The 16,639-nt window shown below is 44.7% G+C and carries 18 protein-coding genes and 1 pseudogene; 10 read left to right on the top strand and 9 right to left on the bottom strand.

What is annotated here, in order from left to right; translation table 11 throughout:
- The first annotated feature begins 106 nt into the window (after positions 1-106).
- Positions 107-586, top strand: coding sequence for a GNAT family N-acetyltransferase (locus GPLA_RS14075; RefSeq protein ID WP_007105598.1), 480 nt, complete (start codon positions 107-109; stop codon positions 584-586).
- Between the two features lie 612 nt (positions 587-1,198).
- On the opposite strand, the gene rrtA is transcribed toward GPLA_RS14075, so the two are convergent.
- The 5 genes from rrtA to cysK all read right to left on the bottom strand — a co-directional run bounded on the left by rrtA (position 1,199) and on the right by cysK (position 5,091).
- A complete protein-coding gene (gene rrtA, locus GPLA_RS14070; protein ID WP_040514864.1) occupies positions 1,199-1,786 on the bottom strand; it encodes a rhombosortase in 588 nt (195 codons plus the stop codon).
- Positions 1,787-1,911: 125 nt separating this feature from the next.
- Positions 1,912-2,274 carry a DUF3703 domain-containing protein gene (locus GPLA_RS14065; protein ID WP_007105595.1) on the bottom strand — a complete coding sequence of 121 codons (363 nt, stop codon included), beginning with the start codon at positions 2,272-2,274 and terminating at the stop codon, positions 1,912-1,914.
- 34 nt (positions 2,275-2,308) lie between these two features.
- Positions 2,309-3,478 (bottom strand): winged helix-turn-helix domain-containing protein, encoded by a 1,170-nt coding sequence (locus tag GPLA_RS14060; protein WP_007105594.1) that lies wholly within the window; start codon positions 3,476-3,478, stop codon positions 2,309-2,311.
- A 78-nt stretch (positions 3,479-3,556) separates the two neighbouring features.
- On the bottom strand, positions 3,557-4,009 hold the full coding sequence (locus GPLA_RS14055) for a hypothetical protein (protein WP_007105593.1): 453 nt from the start codon (positions 4,007-4,009) through the stop codon (positions 3,557-3,559).
- A gap of 116 nt (positions 4,010-4,125) precedes the next feature.
- Positions 4,126-5,091, bottom strand: coding sequence for a cysteine synthase A (gene cysK / locus GPLA_RS14050; protein ID WP_007105592.1), 966 nt, complete (start codon positions 5,089-5,091; stop codon positions 4,126-4,128).
- 384 nt (positions 5,092-5,475) lie between these two features.
- Between cysK and GPLA_RS14045 the strand changes: the two genes are divergently transcribed.
- Genes GPLA_RS14045 through GPLA_RS14015 form a run of 8 tightly spaced genes read left to right on the top strand, consistent with a single transcriptional unit; the run spans position 5,476 to position 13,184 of the window.
- Positions 5,476-6,312, top strand: coding sequence for an AAA family ATPase (locus GPLA_RS14045; protein ID WP_007105591.1), 837 nt, complete (start codon positions 5,476-5,478; stop codon positions 6,310-6,312).
- Positions 6,312-7,490, top strand: a complete 1,179-nt coding sequence (locus GPLA_RS14040) for a vWA domain-containing protein (RefSeq protein ID WP_007105590.1) — start codon at positions 6,312-6,314, stop codon at positions 7,488-7,490. The genes GPLA_RS14045 and GPLA_RS14040 overlap by 1 nt, the downstream gene beginning before the upstream one ends.
- Positions 7,491-7,503: 13 nt before the next feature.
- Entirely contained in the window at positions 7,504-7,869 is a 366-nt protein-coding gene (locus GPLA_RS23505) for a hypothetical protein (protein WP_153810569.1), read from the top strand.
- Positions 7,785-8,798, top strand: coding sequence for an RDD family protein (locus tag GPLA_RS24045; RefSeq protein ID WP_226993113.1), 1,014 nt, complete (start codon positions 7,785-7,787; stop codon positions 8,796-8,798). Before GPLA_RS23505 ends, GPLA_RS24045 begins: the two co-directional genes overlap by 85 nt.
- A gap of 6 nt (positions 8,799-8,804) precedes the next feature.
- Entirely contained in the window at positions 8,805-9,791 is a 987-nt protein-coding gene (locus GPLA_RS14030; protein ID WP_007105589.1) for an XdhC family protein, read from the top strand.
- Positions 9,788-10,384, top strand: coding sequence for a nucleotidyltransferase family protein (locus tag GPLA_RS14025; protein ID WP_007105588.1), 597 nt, complete (start codon positions 9,788-9,790; stop codon positions 10,382-10,384). Before GPLA_RS14030 ends, GPLA_RS14025 begins: the two co-directional genes overlap by 4 nt.
- Positions 10,385-10,431: 47 nt before the next feature.
- Positions 10,432-10,932, top strand: coding sequence for a (2Fe-2S)-binding protein (locus tag GPLA_RS14020; RefSeq protein WP_007105587.1), 501 nt, complete (start codon positions 10,432-10,434; stop codon positions 10,930-10,932).
- On the top strand, positions 10,929-13,184 hold the full coding sequence (locus GPLA_RS14015; RefSeq protein ID WP_007105586.1) for a molybdopterin cofactor-binding domain-containing protein: 2,256 nt from the start codon (positions 10,929-10,931) through the stop codon (positions 13,182-13,184). Before GPLA_RS14020 ends, GPLA_RS14015 begins: the two co-directional genes overlap by 4 nt.
- A gap of 15 nt (positions 13,185-13,199) precedes the next feature.
- On the opposite strand, the gene GPLA_RS14010 is transcribed toward GPLA_RS14015, so the two are convergent.
- The 4 genes from GPLA_RS14010 to GPLA_RS24220 form a co-directional block, all read right to left on the bottom strand.
- Positions 13,200-13,700, bottom strand: coding sequence for a PTS sugar transporter subunit IIA (locus tag GPLA_RS14010; RefSeq protein WP_040514862.1), 501 nt, complete (start codon positions 13,698-13,700; stop codon positions 13,200-13,202).
- Between the two features lie 4 nt (positions 13,701-13,704).
- A complete protein-coding gene (locus GPLA_RS14005) occupies positions 13,705-14,088 on the bottom strand; it encodes an ACT domain-containing protein (protein WP_007105584.1) in 384 nt (127 codons plus the stop codon).
- A gap of 488 nt (positions 14,089-14,576) precedes the next feature.
- Positions 14,577-15,626 carry a patatin-like phospholipase family protein gene (locus tag GPLA_RS14000; RefSeq protein ID WP_007105583.1) on the bottom strand — a complete coding sequence of 350 codons (1,050 nt, stop codon included), beginning with the start codon at positions 15,624-15,626 and terminating at the stop codon, positions 14,577-14,579.
- Positions 15,627-15,970: 344 nt separating this feature from the next.
- Entirely contained in the window at positions 15,971-16,105 is a 135-nt protein-coding gene (locus tag GPLA_RS24220; protein WP_007105582.1) for a hypothetical protein, read from the bottom strand.
- Between GPLA_RS24220 and GPLA_RS13995 the strand changes: the two are divergent.
- Positions 16,106-16,584, top strand: a pseudogene (locus GPLA_RS13995) (CheB methylesterase domain-containing protein).
- The last annotated feature ends 55 nt before the right edge of the window (positions 16,585-16,639 follow it).

Here is a 16,639-nt window from a genome sequence, read left to right as displayed (position 1 = left end):
ATCTGCTTAAGTTTTTACGGCACAATGGTTTAGGTTAAGTGGTTGCGTTGCTCACTACTTAAATGCGGCGTTAAAGAGCAGAGCAAATTGTGGGTTTAGGCATAACATGATAACAGAACTTAATAATTCGCATGAAGACGTTGCCACTAAGATTTTTACAGTTTTTCAAAATTCTTATAAAATTGAGGCTCAACTTATTGGAACTCTTGACTTCCCCCCTCTATTCCGGAGTGCTAAAGATATAGAAAATTCAAAAACACAGTTTTATGGCTTTATTGAAAATAATTGTCTTGCTGGAGTGATAGAAGTAGCACTTAAGGGGAAAGAGCTAGAAATAGACAGCTTGACTGTTGACCCTGATTTTTTTCAAAGAGGTATCGCAAATAAATTAATTAACCATGTTCTAGCGTCTTTTAATTTTTCTAAAGCAATTGTAGAAACAGCTGTTGGTAATTTACCTGCAATAAACTTATACAAGAAGAATGGTTTTGTTGAGTTTAAAAAGTGGACGCCATCTCATGGTATTGAAAAGCTAGCATTGTCGATGAATTGCTCTCTAACAGGAGACAACGGCGTCAATAGTTAATTAAAGCTTTTGGCGCTTCCTACATTTCACCTTTTCCACTGCTAGCTTGTATATATCCAAGGGTTAAATGCCTTAAACATCAGTTATAAATGGGTTTAAGGGCTATTTTTTTGGGCAAACGCTGCAAAGACTTCTTCACCTGTCATCATCTTGGTTTGATTGGTAAATCATAATAGTCAGGTTTTTCTTCGGTAAAAATTTGCGTGTGAAAAGCGACTTTAATCTCGTTCGGGATATCAAATAGACCCACAGATACAATGTCTTGCTAGTTTTACCCCAGGCGGTAAAACAGGTCCGTGCCGTAGTGGCGACAAAATCCTCTTTGTGCCCACTGGGATGAGTCGTAAACAGTGATATTATCCGTTGGCGATATGCTCACATCGGTACCGCAATCAATGGCAAGCAGTGGGCCGCCACTCCATTTTCGGCATGATGCACAGTGGCAGGCATCCATTGTAGGGTTAACGATCTTGACCGCTATTTTGACTGCTTAGCAAAGGCAAGTTCCTGTTAGCTCGACTTGTTGGGTTATGTCAGGCTCCTATCCGCTTACTGAGATGTAAGTGGTTAAATGAAACAACCTACTAAGGCACTAATATTCGTTTATTTCTATTAACCTTTATTTTGCTGCCAGATCAGTGCACAAATAATCATTAATAAACCGCAAAATGCACCAAATAAATGGGCATCAATGGCGACGTTGGCATCAATTAATTGGGCGATGCTGCCGCTTGGTCCGGCTATTTGCTCGTTGGCTATTTTTGCCCAAGCACCGACCATCAATATCCAGCCACTGAAAATGCCGTATTTGATATCTTGATATGCCCCCCAGACAAATGCCCCGTGCAAAATGCCTGAAAGCCCCACATACCATTGTAATTGGGGATCAAAGGTATAAATGCCGATGCTAACGCCCACAGAAAAGATAACAAGCATGCATAAATATTGACCTGTGTGGTAGTACTGGCCATGCAACGTCCACAGTAAGGCTACCGCCGCGAGGTTAAGCAAAAGGTGATTGAGGTTGGTGTGCAGAAAATTGCCGCTCAATATGCGCCACCATTCGCCTTGCTCAATTGCACTGCGATCATAGGCAAGCCACATGCTGCTGGTTGGCTCAGCGATAAATAACATAATGGCTATAACGCAGACCAATATTGGCCCCAGTGAGTGGGTCCATGAATAGGGCAGTCGTAACATGTAAAGGGCTCTCAGCTAAGGATAAAATGACAATACGTGAAGGGACGCCATCTTACCTAGATGTATTGGTCATGTCATGAAGGTAATTTGCCGCTAACGAGGTAGGGCGAGCCAAGGTTTATAAATCATGACTGCGCCCTGGCAATCGCTTTGGCGTGTTGGGTGCTTAACGGCAGGCTTTTAAATGGGCTTATGTTGCTGCCACCCGTATTGCCAGCAGGAACTAAGCCGATAGCGGTTTTGGTTAAGGCGCCAAAAATACGCAGCAGTTGCCCGGCAAATTCTTTTTTTGCGGATCTGCGCACTGCCCATAACAACATTAAACAATGTGCTTTGCTATGCCAATAGGTCGAGTGTTGGCCCAATACATGGGCATTTTCTAGATGGCTGAACTCTTGTTGGTAATGCCCCGCGCCACGCGCTTTTTTGGCTAAAATAAATTCTTTTAATAGCACAAAACGGATTTTTTGCTGATATCGAGCGCTCATCATTGGCCCCTAGATTAAATGAATAAATACGAGGTTAAGACAAATGCGTTGTTTTATGCAACACATATTCATCACACTGATTGAAGATCAGAAAAGCCGTTAAACTTTGTTGTAAGGCAAGGTGAAATGCGGCAGTTTTTTGTAAATTGGCTTCGAGCACTAGATGATGAATATGCAGTATTTTCGTTTTTCGGTCGACCCGGCAATCCATTCTGGCCACTAGGTTCGTGTCCCACAGTATTGGCAATGAAAAGTAACCATATTGGCGCTTTGCTTGGGGCACGTAACACTCGAGCAAGTAATCAAAGTTGAATAGGGCTTGTATACGTTTACGTTGAATCAGTAAGTTGTCAAAGGGCGACAAAATATGTAACTTATTGCGTTTGATCGGGCGCTCGAGTGTTTCGAGTTGCTCTGTTAACGTGACATAAGACTCGCCCGCGACCGTTACCTCGATAAGGGATTTTTCCTCAAGCATGGCGTTTAATTTTTTTTGTATCGCGCGTTTACTGTTCTTACGTAAATACGCTATTTCGCTGGCTTTGCCCAGGCCATTGGCGCTGAGAAAGCGGGTAATTAAAAAACGAAAATACGCATCGTCACTTGGTATCGAGGTGTTGACTGAGCAAGGTAATACACGCTCGGTAAGGTCATACACCTTGTGAAAATTTGCCCGCTTAGCAATCATTAAATCCCCTTGCATAAACAGAAATTCTAATGCGCGCTTGGCAGGTTTACTTGCCCAATCAGCCGGTTTTCGTTTGATGACGGCTTCGTCTTTGTCAAAATCCTTGGCCATCAAAGGGCCTTCTGCCGTTATACGCGCCAGTACGTCAGCCATCAATTTGTTATTGCGCGGATACCAATGGGCTAATTCTCCTGATTGCAGAGCGGCTTTGCGCACCAGTGTATAGCGATAGTCTGACATGGGTAAGTACGCGGCGGCGTGGGCCCAGTATTCAAATACCTGTTTTTGCTCAACGAGTTGCTCAAGGTGCTGGGGTTGATAGGTTGACGTGCGATTCCAAAGGGTGTGGTGATGGGCGCGCTCGATTGCACTGATTGTATCGATTTGCACGTATCCCAGGGCCTCAATTGCCGCTAGCGTGGCGGAAATGGGCTTTGTGGTTTGCTTACCTGCGGGAAGCCTCTGGGCATGTAGAATAAGTTTACGTGCTTGTTGTGGAGAGAGTGTTTCGGGCATGGGTGAAGTCTTAGGGTTGCGAGTGAAATATTGGTACTGAGCATTCAGGCCAAATAAGAGGGGCGCCGCAAGACAGGCTTAGTTAACGCTAACCTCGTCGACTTTCCAGCCTTTATTCATGCGCACTAATTTTACTGTGCGCAAATCTTTGATTACTTCGCCATTCAGGGTGCCTTCAAAAAACAATGACACACTGGCTTCTTTGGCAAACTCATTTCGCCCGGCATTGGATGCACCGGGTTTAATTTCGACTTTATCGAACGCCATATTTAATACGTGTCGCTGGACACTACGATTGATGCGGTACGATTTCATTAAACGAGCAAGCTTTGGGCTGGCAAACTGCAGTGCGCCGTCTAAATTTTTATCGCCATATACATGAGTGAAAAATTGAACTGCGGCGTATTCAGGAATATTAGTGTCCATCATGCCATATTTGCCGGCCCCGGTGCTTTTGGGATCATCACATGCAGTCAGCATAAACAGGGCAAATAACAGCGAGAACAATGGAAAAGGACGACGGAACGACATAGAGCGAGCTACTTTTTAATGAATCACAAGGTAGAGTGTACCTGCGTTATCCACAAAGTAAAAGGGAGGCAAAAATGCCTCCCTTTACAATTACTTAAACCTAAAGCTCAGATCGCTTATTGGACTTCTTCAGTGTCACCAAATTCACCCGCAAACAATGGGCTACTCAAATAGCGTTCAGCGGCGCTTGCGAGTAATACAACGATAACTTTGTCGGCGTTTTCTGGTTTTTCTGCCCAGCGCTTGGCTGCTACTACCGCGGCGCCAGAGGAAATTCCCACCAAGATCCCTTCTTCTTTCATCAGTCGATGCGCCATCTCCATACTTTCATCGTTAGTAACCTGCTCAACGGCATCAATGATGTCTAAGTCTAGGTTACCTGGAATAAAGCCAGCGCCAATACCTTGGATTTTGTGCGGGCCAGGCGTCAGCGGCAAACCTGCTTTAGCTTGGGTGATCACTGGTGAATCAGTGGGTTCAACGGCAACTGACGTAATGGCTTTACCTTGGGTATTCTTCAAGTAACGGGTCACACCTGTGATCGTACCGCCTGTGCCTACACCCGCAACGAAGATATCCACTTTACCGTCAGTGTCATTCCAGATCTCTGGGCCTGTGGTTTTTTCATGAATTTCAGGGTTAGCTGGGTTTTCGAATTGCTCTAGTGGAACGTATTTACCAGGCGCTGAGGCAATCAACTCTTCAGTGGCTGCGATAGCGCCTTTCATGCCTTTTGCTGCTTCGGTTAACACTAGATTCGCACCTAACGCTTTGAGCAATTTACGACGTTCTAAGCTCATTGAACTTGGCATGGTCAAGGTGATTTTGTAACCACGAGCAGCGGCAACAAATGCCAATGCGATACCAGTGTTACCACTGGTCGCTTCGATTAATTCTTTGTCTTTGGTTAGTACACCACGTTTTTCTGCGTCCCAAATCATGTTGGCGCCGATGCGACATTTTACGCTGAAGCTCGGGTTACGGGATTCGATTTTTGCATAGACGTTGCCGCCAGTAACACGGTTTAATTTAACCAGCGGGGTTTTACCGATAGCGAGGGAATTGTCGTCATAAACTTGCATAAATTTTCCTTTCTGAAGTCTTGATGGTGCCTAATGGTTACGTCTTTAAAACAATAACGTAGATTTGTACATTTTAGTTAACGGCACTTTTGTTTTATATCTCGGGTCTGTCAAATACCTTAGGTCTGTTTAAACCAAAGGGGCAGGTTACTAAGATTAAGGCGAAGTGAGTAAATTCAAAGTGCTTTTTCGCTATATCTTATGGAAATAGTTAACACTAAGAATTATTCATTGGTATTTGACCGTGGCTCACGGTTAACTATTGCATAATTAACGACAGTCGTAAGTAGTGCCAGTTCAGTTAACGGTGCTATTGAACGTAACAAATAATGTCTAGACGGCCAAGGTTGTCTTCTCTCACTTAAATATATGTACGAGGTATTGATGTCTTTTAATGGAACGAGTAATTATATCGCCAGCGATGAACTACGACTTGCGGTCAATGCTGCAATTACCCTAGAACGTCCTTTATTGATTAAAGGGGAGCCAGGCACGGGTAAAACCATGTTAGCTGAAGAGTTAGCCGCCAGCTTAGGGACCGAATTAATTCAATGGCATATAAAATCGACCACCAAAGCGCAGCAAGGATTATACGAATATGATGCTGTATCTCGCTTACGAGATTCTCAGTTGGGTGACGACAAAGTTCACGATATTAAAAACTACATTGTCAAAGGTAAGCTGTGGCACGCCTTTGAAAACACTGGTCGCCCGGTTTTATTGATTGATGAAATTGATAAAGCGGATATTGAATTTCCAAACGATTTGCTGCAAGAATTGGATAAAATGGAATTTTTTGTTTACGAGACTCGGGAAACCGTTAAAGCGGTGCAGCGTCCTATCGTGATCATCACTTCTAATAATGAAAAAGAGCTGCCTGATGCGTTTTTACGCCGTTGTTTCTTTCACTATATTCAATTCCCTGACCAAGAAGAGATGCGCCGGATCGTGGATGTGCATTTCCCCGAGATTAAAAAAGATTTGTTGAATCAAGCGCTAGAGTCGTTTTTCAATTTACGTGATATTCCTGGCTTGAAGAAAAAACCGTCTACGTCTGAGCTAATCGATTGGTTGAAGCTCTTGGTTGCAGAAGATATCTCCCCTGAAGCCCTGCGCGAAAAAGACAGCAAAAAAGCCATACCACCGCTTTACGGTGCGTTGTTAAAGAATGAGCAAGACATTCATCTTTTTGAAAAGTTGGTATTCATGGCGCGTCGCTAATGTTAGTTGATTTCTTTTTTAAACTAAGAGAACACCAACTCAAAGTCAGTTTGAGCGAATTGATGGACTTGCTTAGCGCGTTGCAGCAAGGGGTGGTATTTGCCGACATTGAGGCATTTTATTACTTGGCACGTTTGTGTTTGGTAAAAGATGAAAGTCAGTACGACAAGTTTGACCGCGCCTTTGCCGATTATTTCGAAGGGGTGCAGCAAATTGATTTGTTTGGCAAAGACATACCCGAGGAATGGTTACGCAAAGAGATTGAGCGGCATTTTAGTGAAGAAGAAAAAGCTAAAATCAAGGCGCTCGGTGGCTTAGATGAGCTCATGAAAACCCTCAAAGAACGCCTGGCGGAGCAAGAAAAACGCCACGAAGGCGGCAATAAATGGGTAGGTACTGGCGGCACATCACCTTTTGGTGCCAATGGTTACAATCCTGAGGGTGTGCGCATAGGGCAAGATAAAAACCGCAATTTTTCTGCGGCTAAAGTGTGGGACAAGCGCGAGTTTAGAGACTTAGCTGGTAACGTTGAGTTGGGAACGCGTAACATCAAAATTGCCCTTAGAAAATTGCGCAAATTTGCCCGTAGCGGCACCAGTGAAGAGCTGGATATGCCCCACACGATTGAGGGTACAGCCAAAAATGCTGGCTTGCTTGATATTCAAATGATGCCGATCCGGCGCAATGCCATTAAAGTGTTGATGTTTTTTGATGTGGGCGGCTCTATGGATGCACATATTAAAGAATGTGAGGAGCTATTTTCAGCGGCTCATACCGAGTTCAAACATTTAGAGTACTTTTATTTTCATAATTGTTTGTATGAAGGTGTATGGAAAGACAATAAACGCCGAGGTAAGGAAACCATGTCGGTGTTTGATGTTATTCATAAATACGGCTCTGACTATAAGGTGATTTTTGTGGGGGACGCGACTATGGGACCTTACGAAATAACCTATCCTGGCGGCAGTGTTGAACATTGGAATGAAGAACCGGGTGCCATATGGATGGGGCGTATTTTGCAACACTTCAAACAGGGTATTTGGCTAAATCCTCAGCCACAACAATATTGGAATTACTATGCGTCTATCGGTATTATGCAGGACATTATGGAACAGCGCATGTTTCCGTTGACGATTGATGGCCTCGGAGAAGGGATAAAAGCGCTACACAAAAAATAAATAAGGTGGGCGCGTGAGCGAACCAACACGAGCATCGTTAGAACATACGCCCATTGATCCCTCTCAATTAAGTCAGCACGAAACTCGAAATATTGTTACCCCCTATGCCTTTCACGTGTCGAAATCACTTTTTGGCACGCCTTTAGCGCGTCCACTAAAACGTGGCATTGCTCTGTTAGTCGATGTGGCATTAATTGGCCTGTTAAGCCAAGCCAGTGATGTACTTCTGGCCTTGGTCGCGGCGGTAACATTTTTTCGTGCGGGTAATCGCCTTAAGCAAAAGAACGTTTTAATTTGGCGCGTATCTCTCTGCGTTTTATCACGGCTATCTTGGTGTTTCTTATCGCGGCAAAAGCAATTGAGTTTATTGGGGATGTGATTGACACACCTGATGAGAGTCAACAAGTCCGTGCACAATTAGTGGAAGAGGGCGAGTTTCGGGAGCTTAAGTTAGACAATCCTGACGACTTGGCGTTAATCGGATTGACCGCTAAGTATTTACTGGAAACCAAAAGGGTCGCTAAAAATATCGCGTATGGCAAGTGCATTGAACCTTTGTTGTGCTGGACCCAAGTGGGTGAAAAACTCGCACGAGATTTAGCGTCATTACCCTTAACAAAGGACGTAGCGGAAAAAGTGTTGAGTGAATATGGCGATGCGGTCAGTGTCGATTTAACGCCTCAACAGCAAAATCAACTCGACGTCGCCATGACACAAGTCTATGAACGGCATTATCAAACGGTTGAAAAAGAACTACCTCATACCCAGGATACGGCTGTGCAAAGTATCGACTTTGACAAAGCGGTAGAGCCGCAAAAGCACGAAGTGAATGAGCCGAACGCGGAAACGGACAAAAAAACAAAGACAGAAAAAGCCCAGACTTTTTTTGATACCTTGACTGAAATAGAAGGACCAAAGACTCAAGGTAATTCCCCGCCGAGTATTTTGGCGTGGGTGCAAGGAGTCGCCGCTGATCTTGGTTTGGGATTTGGTTGGGCGGCGTTTTATTTTAGTATTTTTACCGCCTGGTGGACGGGGCAAACCCCAGGTAAACGGTTGCTCGGCATTCGGGTTATTAAACTGGATGGCAGCAGCTTGAATTTGTGGGAAAGCTTTGGGCGTTACGGTGGTTACGGTGCGGGCTTCGCCACCGGTTTATTAGGATTTTTGCAGATTTATTGGGATCCGAACCGCCAAGCGATACAAGATAAAATATCCGAAACATTAGTTATCGATTTACGTAAACACAGAGAGCCTTTTGAACAAGCGTCTGTTTCTCCTGAAAATGTATCATCAGAAAAAGAGTAACCCTGAGTGGCAAACCGATTAAACCAGTTATTAAAGCAGTGGCGTGCCAGTAAAGACACGCAGAAATGGGTTTTGGCGACCATTATCGAAACCGATGGTTCGTCATATAGAAAGGCCGGTGCCATGATGATGATCAACGACCTAGGGCAATATTATGGTTTGCTCAGCGGCGGTTGTCTTGAATCAGATATTATGTTGCAGGCTCGTCGTTGTTGGGATTCAGGGCGTAATCGTATTGTTGAATATGATATGCGTGAAGAAGAAGACTTAGCCTGGAAGTTGGGCATTGGTTGTGGCGGTATGGTGCGTATTTTATTGCAGCCAGTGGACAACAATAATCATTATTTACAGCTAGATAATCTTTACGGGTTATTGGAAGACAATCAAGCTGTGGAGTATTGTCAGATTATCGACGAACAATTGCCACAAAACAGCTTAACTATTGCAAACCCTGAGCATCAAGCAATATCAAAACCGGGCATGTTTAGTCAGGTCCTCAAACCGGCTCCCCATCTTGCTGTATTTGGTGGCGGTGTGGATGCTCGTCCAGTGGTGGCGATTGCACTGCAATTGGGATGGCAAATTACCTTAGTCGACCCACGAACCAGTTATGCCAGAGACGGCCACTTTGATGCCAGTGTGAGCCTTGTTCGACACGCCATTGACTCCCTTACGCAGAGCCCATGGCTACAGCAAATTGATATGGCTATTATCATGACGCACAACATCAAATTAGATGCTCAGTCTTTGGCATTAGTGCAAAGCAGTAGTGCTAAATATGTAGGCATGTTGGGGCCAACACATCGCACTGATAGGGTGCTGGAGTTGATGCCAATGACGAGAGAACAATTAGTGAAGCCGTTAGCTAACCCTGTGGGGCTGCGGTTAGGGGGTGAATTACCAGAGTCTATTGCGTTATCTATGTTATCTGAGGCCCATGCCTTTATTGAACAACAAGATGGCCAGTCGATTAGTGGCATATTAACAGCATGAAAATTTCTGCATTGATGCTTGCAGGTGGTCAAAGCAAGCGTTTTACTGGGATAAAACAGTTGGCAGACATAAACGGGCAACCCATGTTGCTGCGTACATTAAACCAGCTTACTGGCAGCGGTTCATTGTGTACCTTGTTATCTGAATTTAACGTTATCTTGGGCGCCAATGCCGAACGTATTAGCCCCGTGTTGCCACATTATGTTACTGCACATTTATGCTCTGACTGGCACAAGGGCATGGGGGCAACACTGGCGTTTGGGGTGCATAACGTGAACCGTGAGTCGTCCCATTTATTAGTCACTTTGGCTGATCAAGTGGCATTAGGACGTGAGCACATGGAAACTATGTTGCATCATTGTGAAAGTGCCCCTAACAAAATAATTTCTGCTAGCTATAACGGCATATTGGGGGCGCCAGTTATTTTCCCCCGTTGTTACTTTGCTCAACTTATGACACTGCAGGCTGACAGTGGCGCACGCAAAATAATACAGCAGCATATACAAGAGGTTGTGTCAGTGGATTTGCCTGATGCAAAGTACGATATAGACACGCAACGTGATCTCGCCAACTGGCGACAATCTGCCGATTAAGTTCAGGCGTTTGAGCATCACACAATACCACCAGAATGGAGTGTTAAATGATTCGTTTTAGTTTGAACAATAAACCCGTAGAGATTGATGTGGATCCCAACATGCCACTGCTGTGGGCGTTGCGTGACATTTTAGGGATGACAGGCACCAAATTTGGTTGCGGCATGGCGCAGTGCGGTGCATGTACTGTGCATCTTGACGGCCAACCTATTCGTTCATGTGTCATGCCATTAGCGGCAATTGCAGACAAAGAAGTCAGCACCATCGAAGGGTTGTCGGACGATGCTAGCCACCCTGTACAACAGGCTTGGCTTGAGCATAACGTACCCCAATGTGGTTACTGCCAATCAGGGCAAATCATGAGTGCAGTGGCGTTATTGAACGAGCATCCTAACCCGGACGATGAAACTATCGATAACTATATGCAGGGCAATATTTGTCGCTGTGGCACCTATCCTCGTATTAAAGCTGCCATTAAAAGTGCCGCTAAAAGTAGCCAAACCAGTTTTAATTATACATTGGGTAAAAACGTTGGAGGTCAGGCATGAGTCGTCAAAACGAAATTAAATCGGTTAGCCGTCGTGATTTCCTGCGTTATACCAGTATTGCGGGCGGCGCCTTTGTTTTAGGCGCTGTGTTACCTAGTATGTCACCTGCGTGGGCAGACTCAAGCGAGGTGGTTGGTTCCAATTCACTCAATTTGTTTGTGAGCATTGACGATGACGGCACAGTAAACATTGTTTGTCACCGTAGTGAAATGGGTCAAGGTGTGCGTACTGGTATTCCGCAAATCGTGGCCGATGAGTTATGTGCAGATTGGTCAAAAGTGAATGTTGTGCAAGGATTAGCAGATGAAGCATACGGTAGTCAAAATACCGATGGCTCTCGCTCTATTCGTCGTTTTTATAGCACCATGCGTGAAATGGGGGCCACGGCAAGGGCGATGCTTGAGCAAGCCGCAGGGCAAAAATGGGGCGTAGCGGTTTCCGACGTTTTTGCCGAAAACGGCATGATAGTGCACAAACCAACAGGTAAAACCTTGAGTTTTGCTGAACTTGCCAGTGCCGCAGGCAAGCTAACCCCTCCTCAAGTGCAAGACCTCACATTTAAGACACCGGATCAATTCACGTTTATTGGTAAACCGATGACATCGGTAGATTTGCCCGACGTGCTCACCGGGAACACCACCTTTGGCCAAGACATCAAATTAGACGGTATGTTGTATGCCAGTATTGAGCGTTGTCCCGTGGTTGGCGGGAGTGTAAAAACCTTCGATAAGGCTGCCCCCCTTAATGTCGCCAATGTCATCAGCGTGATCGAAATGCCGAAGCAAAGCATGCCGGTATTGTTTAAAAACCTTAATGGTGTGGCGGTATTAGCCAGCAATACTTGGTCAGCATTACAAGGTCGCAAGGTATTAAATATCGAATGGGAGCTAGGGGATAATCAAAATCATGATTCTGATGTCTATTTGGCCGAGCTTGAAGAGCGGATTGTTACAAAAGGCAAGCCCATTCGCCAAGCCGGTGATGCATATCAAGCATTTGACGACGCTAGCCATAAAGTCGCTGCCACATATACTTTACCGTATTTAGTACATGCTCCTATGGAGCCCCCAGCGGCGACAGCCGTGTTTAAGGACGGCCATTGTGAAGTTTGGGCATGTACCCAAACACCACAATCAACCCAACAAAACGTGGCAGGCGCACTGGGCATTGACAAAAGCAAGGTTAAAATTAATGTCACCTTATTGGGCGGGGGATTCGGCCGTAAGTCAAAACCAGATTTCTCTGTCGAAGCGGCTATATTGGCACAACAAACGGGTAAGCCGGTGAAAGTGATTTGGAGTCGAGAGGATGATATTCAACATGGTTATTATCACGCCATCAGTGCCCAGCATTTTCAGGCAGGCCTAGACGACAACGGAAAGGTAACAAGTTGGTTGCAGCGTACAGCATTTCCTAGCATCAGCTGGACATTTACCGGCACAACGGACGAACCGCAAACCGGAGAGTTATCACTTGGTTTTGGTGATGTGCCCTTCGATATAGAGAATATTTCATGCGAAACCCATAAAGCCCCGGCCCATGTGCGTATCGGCTGGATGCGCTCGGTGAGTAATATTCAGCACGGCTTCGCTATTGGCTCATTTGTGGATGAAGTTGCTGAAAAAGCTGGGGTGAGTACCGCCAAAATGTGGCTTAACTTGTTAGGCGAAGACCGTATTGTTGATCCTAAAACCCAGGGCTTCAAATATGAAAACTACGGCGAGTCATACGATACCTTCCCTATAGAAACGAAGCGTTTAAAGCATGTGCTGAATGAGTTAATGCTCAAAAGTGGCGCTGATCAGCCCGCTGGGGATAATGAAGGGTGGGGGATAAGCGTACATCGCAGCTTTGTCTCTTATGTGGCAGTGGCCACTAAAGTGAAAGTGGAAAACGACAAAGTCAGCGTATTGGAGATGCACTCTGTTATTGATGCTGGGCGAGTTGTTAACCCTGACCGGGTGAAATCTCAGCAAGAAGGGGCAATGATATTTGGTTTATCCATCGCTTTAATGGGCGAAGTTACCATTAAAGAAGGGGCCGTACAGCAATCTAATTATCATGACTACACCGTGCTGCGCATGCATCAATGCCCTAAAATAGTGACCCATATCATTGAGTCAACCGCTGCTCCTGGTGGTGTGGGCGAGCCTGGAGTGCCACCTGTTGCTGCCTCTGTGGTGAATGCGATTTATCATGCCTCATCAACTCGTATTCGGGCGCTACCGGTTAGCAAACATTACTCGGTGTAAGTAGGCATAGGTGCATTAAATGAATAAGGTCATAGCAACATCTTGTGTTGCTATGACCTGATGATAATGCCCTTGAATGGCAGACAGTTTTTGACAGTTTTGCAACATGAATGGACACAATGTACTGTCTAATGACTGCCGCATTTTGACTAAATCAAACTCCAGTAATACTTCCCCTGCCTGATATGTCTGGCCAATTTTAGCAATCCGTTTAAATCCTTCCCCTAGCATAGTGTGACTGTTCATCCCTAATTGCATATAAAAGCGTAGACCGTTAGAGGCCGTGAGCGTGATGCAATGTCCCGTATGGGGAAGAGAGGTAATAACACCGGTGTATGGCGCGTAAAGTTGATAACCTGAGGGCTCAATGGCGATTCCGTCGCCATACATGCCGTGGGTAAATAACGCGTTGGGTAGCTGTTGCATAGGCACAATTTTCCCTGAGATAGGACTGCCAACTGCCAGCGCTTTTTTATAGGTCTCAGGAGGTGATGATTTAACGATAGAGGTAAACAAACGTTTATTCGGTCACTTTGTAGCCATCGCCGCGCAGGGCGTCGACTGCTGCCGCTAAATCATTATGTTTAATTAAAAAGTAGTCCGTATCAAAGGTAGAAACCACAAAGATACTGACATTGGCTTTTGCAAATACCGAACCAATACTGGCCATAATGCCAACCATAGACAAACTTAACGGGCCTAAAACCTCCATTGCGCGCCAATTACCATCACTGGCCTCACTTTGTATTGCCACATTATCTGGCACCACAACGCTTAGCTCATCTTCAGTTTTGCTTATAAAGAAAATAGGTGCTTGCAGCACTTCATTGGGAATAGGTGCGTCGTGATCTAGGCTGTGAATGCAAAAACGTTCAGGATGTAGGGCTAAGGTTTGTTTTGGCATGAACTATCCGTTGTCAGTTGAGTGAAGTGTTATTCTGCTGTCTTTGGAGCACAACGCAAGTACTTATGGCTGAATATTTAATCCCAGCAAGGGCTTTGTGGTTTATTTTCCAGGGTAATGGTGGTTGGTAAGACCATGGTGATATAAGCAGCACAGATCGTTTATTTGCTGATCGCAATGCTTGATCCCGGTATTTTTTTATTTGTTGCTTATTCACAAAATTGTGGGCTGTTATTCACAATAACCGGCTTTTATATGCGTGTTATCCACTGAATCTGTGGATAACCTTGTTGAGTTCTCTGGTTTTATCTCTTAATTGATTGATATGGCTCACTATTTTCAGGTTGGTTGTAAATTGCACAGTTTGCTCGTTAGAGCATTGATGTTGATAACTTGCAAGGCACTAATTCATTATTTTAGCTAAAAATAATCGATTGATTGTTAAACAATTTTACGGGGATCTTATTCGATCCCAATAATTGATTAATTTAGGCGAGTAATTTTATTTTTGACAGGTCTTGCTGTTCAACAAATTCAGCAAAGCTGACTGCTAGAGCTTCCGTTTCCTGGAGCACTTTTTGCCAATAGGCTATACGCACGTCAGTGGTCATTTTGGTAAAATCTTCTCTATCGGGAATTTTACCAAATGGTAAGGAGTCAACAAACTTACTAGACGGGACTAACATGACAGTTTTATCGTAATTTTGCAGGTTGACTGGGCGCTTGAGAGACTTGTCAAACCAACCCGCTTTAGGCTGGGCATTGAAATGGGGATACAAGGTCAAGCCAGAGGAGTTGTTAAGGCTAATATCAAAATGGTAATCAATAATACCGCCATCTCGATACATGCCGTTTGGCGCGCCAGGTATATTTTTAATTCCTAACATCACCATGGGTATCGAACCTGACGCCAATAACGACTCTTTGATATTGTCTTGAGTCAGCGATACTTTGTGGGTCAAGAATCCGCTTTCGTCCTTTATATTCAGTGTACTGCGCGCATTTTGGAAAACAAATCGCTCATATTGCTTGGTCAATAATTTACGGTTGAACCGATTAAGTGCATAGCTTTTCACTAATCCGGCTATTTGCAGCGGTTTGCGTTCAGACGCCACGAGGCCATTTGATTTGGCTACTAAAAAATGTGCATTAAAAATAGCGTTGTCGATGATTTCTTGGGCGCCATTTTCGCCCAACACGCGATCGAGCAACACCCGAGCACTATCACTGATTTCCAGCGGAGTGACTTTGTCGGCGTAAGATGTCTGTGAATAATACTTTGCTAAACGACTGATGGCCGCCACAGGATCATTTTGCGCGAAGCATGCAGCGCGAAACGCGCCTGCGGATGAACCTATTAGATTGAGGGGCTGGCTACGCTGTGTAAAAAAATGGCCGAATAGATGTTTGTCTAAACCAAATAAACTAAACCATTTAGGGCCACCGCTGGCACCCAGAAATGAACTGAATACGTGTTGCTGAAATCCTTCTTTCTCAATCAGCACTAAAGCTGATTTTCCTGCGTAAATATCTAACATAAACAAAATTAAAGGGTAAATAAAACAGAGGATAATCTTACCGTAAAAAGTGTTGCAACTGCTGATAAAAATCGAAGGAGTCACTGGGCTTGACGGGCAAAAGTGGTAACGAAATATGTTGAAAGGCCAATCAAATACGTCTTTTTATTTACCGATATATGTATTCTACGCGTAAAGTACTAACTGGCTAAATGGGCTGTTTAGTTCTCCCCACCAAACCTTGTAGTGTTCACTAACTTTTGTCATTTTCACTGCTATTTTATTGAATCAGTGGAGGGATACAACGTTATCAAAGGTGATCGTTGAAAGATTCACTTAGTTGCAATGGCAAAAGTGAAACGTGTTCAGCCATCCAAGGTGTCTCCGCCAACTCGGTTGCCACTGCTCAGTACTGAAAAAATAATTGCGATAGGGGCATCGATCGGTGGCACAGAGGCCATTAAAAAAGTGCTGATGTCTATGCCTGCTAACCCCAGCATATGCCACCTGGTTTTACCACGTCGTTTGCTAAACGTTTGAATGACTGTTGTAAGGTAGCGGTAAAGAAGCTAAGCACGACGAGCGCATTTTGCCCGGTACTGTATATTTGGCGCCGGGGGCGATGCATCTGAAAATTGTTAAATCGGGCGCTGATTACCGCACCAAGCTTGAACCAGATGGCATTGTGAGTGGGCATAAACCGTCAGTGGATGTGATGTTTGAATCTTTAGTGCCTTTTGCTAACAACGTTGTGGCAGCAATATTGACCGGCATGGGTAAAGATGGCGCACAAGGCTTACGCAACATTAAACACAACGGCGGCTTTACCGTTGCTCAGGATGAGGCCAGTTGTGTGGTGTTTGGTATGCCAAAAGTCGCCATTGAACAAGATGCGGTAATGGAAGTGAAAGATATCCACGACATAGCACCTACGTTACTTAATCATTTAACGCAAACTAACGCTGGCTCACGTTTATAAATACCGTTTTGTGTATAATTTCAGCAACTAAACGTTTGGTATTAAAAAGCGCTTG

This window comes from Paraglaciecola polaris LMG 21857 (assembly GCF_000315055.1).
Taxonomy (GTDB): Bacteria; Pseudomonadota; Gammaproteobacteria; order Enterobacterales; family Alteromonadaceae; genus Paraglaciecola; species Paraglaciecola polaris.
This window is presented reverse-complemented; position numbering and strand designations above follow the sequence as displayed.

What these genes read in the sequence shown, in the direction of transcription:
- GPLA_RS14020 (WP_007105587.1), top strand. Translation starts at nt 10,432, where the DNA reads ATGATTCGTTTTAGTTTGAACAATAAACCCGTAGAGATTGATGTGGAT.
- GPLA_RS14060 (WP_007105594.1), bottom strand. Translation starts at nt 3,478, where the DNA reads ATGCCCGAAACACTCTCTCCACAACAAGCACGTAAACTTATTCTACAT.
- GPLA_RS14015 (WP_007105586.1), top strand. Translation starts at nt 10,929, where the DNA reads ATGAGTCGTCAAAACGAAATTAAATCGGTTAGCCGTCGTGATTTCCTG.
- GPLA_RS14045 (WP_007105591.1), top strand. Translation starts at nt 5,476, where the DNA reads ATGTCTTTTAATGGAACGAGTAATTATATCGCCAGCGATGAACTACGA.
- cysK (WP_007105592.1), bottom strand. Translation starts at nt 5,091, where the DNA reads ATGCAAGTTTATGACGACAATTCCCTCGCTATCGGTAAAACCCCGCTG.
- GPLA_RS14075 (WP_007105598.1), top strand. Translation starts at nt 107, where the DNA reads ATGATAACAGAACTTAATAATTCGCATGAAGACGTTGCCACTAAGATT.
- GPLA_RS14000 (WP_007105583.1), bottom strand. Translation starts at nt 15,626, where the DNA reads ATGTTAGATATTTACGCAGGAAAATCAGCTTTAGTGCTGATTGAGAAA.
- GPLA_RS14065 (WP_007105595.1), bottom strand. Translation starts at nt 2,274, where the DNA reads ATGAGCGCTCGATATCAGCAAAAAATCCGTTTTGTGCTATTAAAAGAA.
- GPLA_RS14055 (WP_007105593.1), bottom strand. Translation starts at nt 4,009, where the DNA reads ATGTCGTTCCGTCGTCCTTTTCCATTGTTCTCGCTGTTATTTGCCCTG.
- GPLA_RS14040 (WP_007105590.1), top strand. Translation starts at nt 6,312, where the DNA reads ATGTTAGTTGATTTCTTTTTTAAACTAAGAGAACACCAACTCAAAGTC.
- GPLA_RS24220 (WP_007105582.1), bottom strand. Translation starts at nt 16,105, where the DNA reads ATGCTGGGGTTAGCAGGCATAGACATCAGCACTTTTTTAATGGCCTCT.
- GPLA_RS14025 (WP_007105588.1), top strand. Translation starts at nt 9,788, where the DNA reads ATGAAAATTTCTGCATTGATGCTTGCAGGTGGTCAAAGCAAGCGTTTT.
- rrtA (WP_040514864.1), bottom strand. Translation starts at nt 1,786, where the DNA reads ATGTTACGACTGCCCTATTCATGGACCCACTCACTGGGGCCAATATTG.
- GPLA_RS14005 (WP_007105584.1), bottom strand. Translation starts at nt 14,088, where the DNA reads ATGCCAAAACAAACCTTAGCCCTACATCCTGAACGTTTTTGCATTCAC.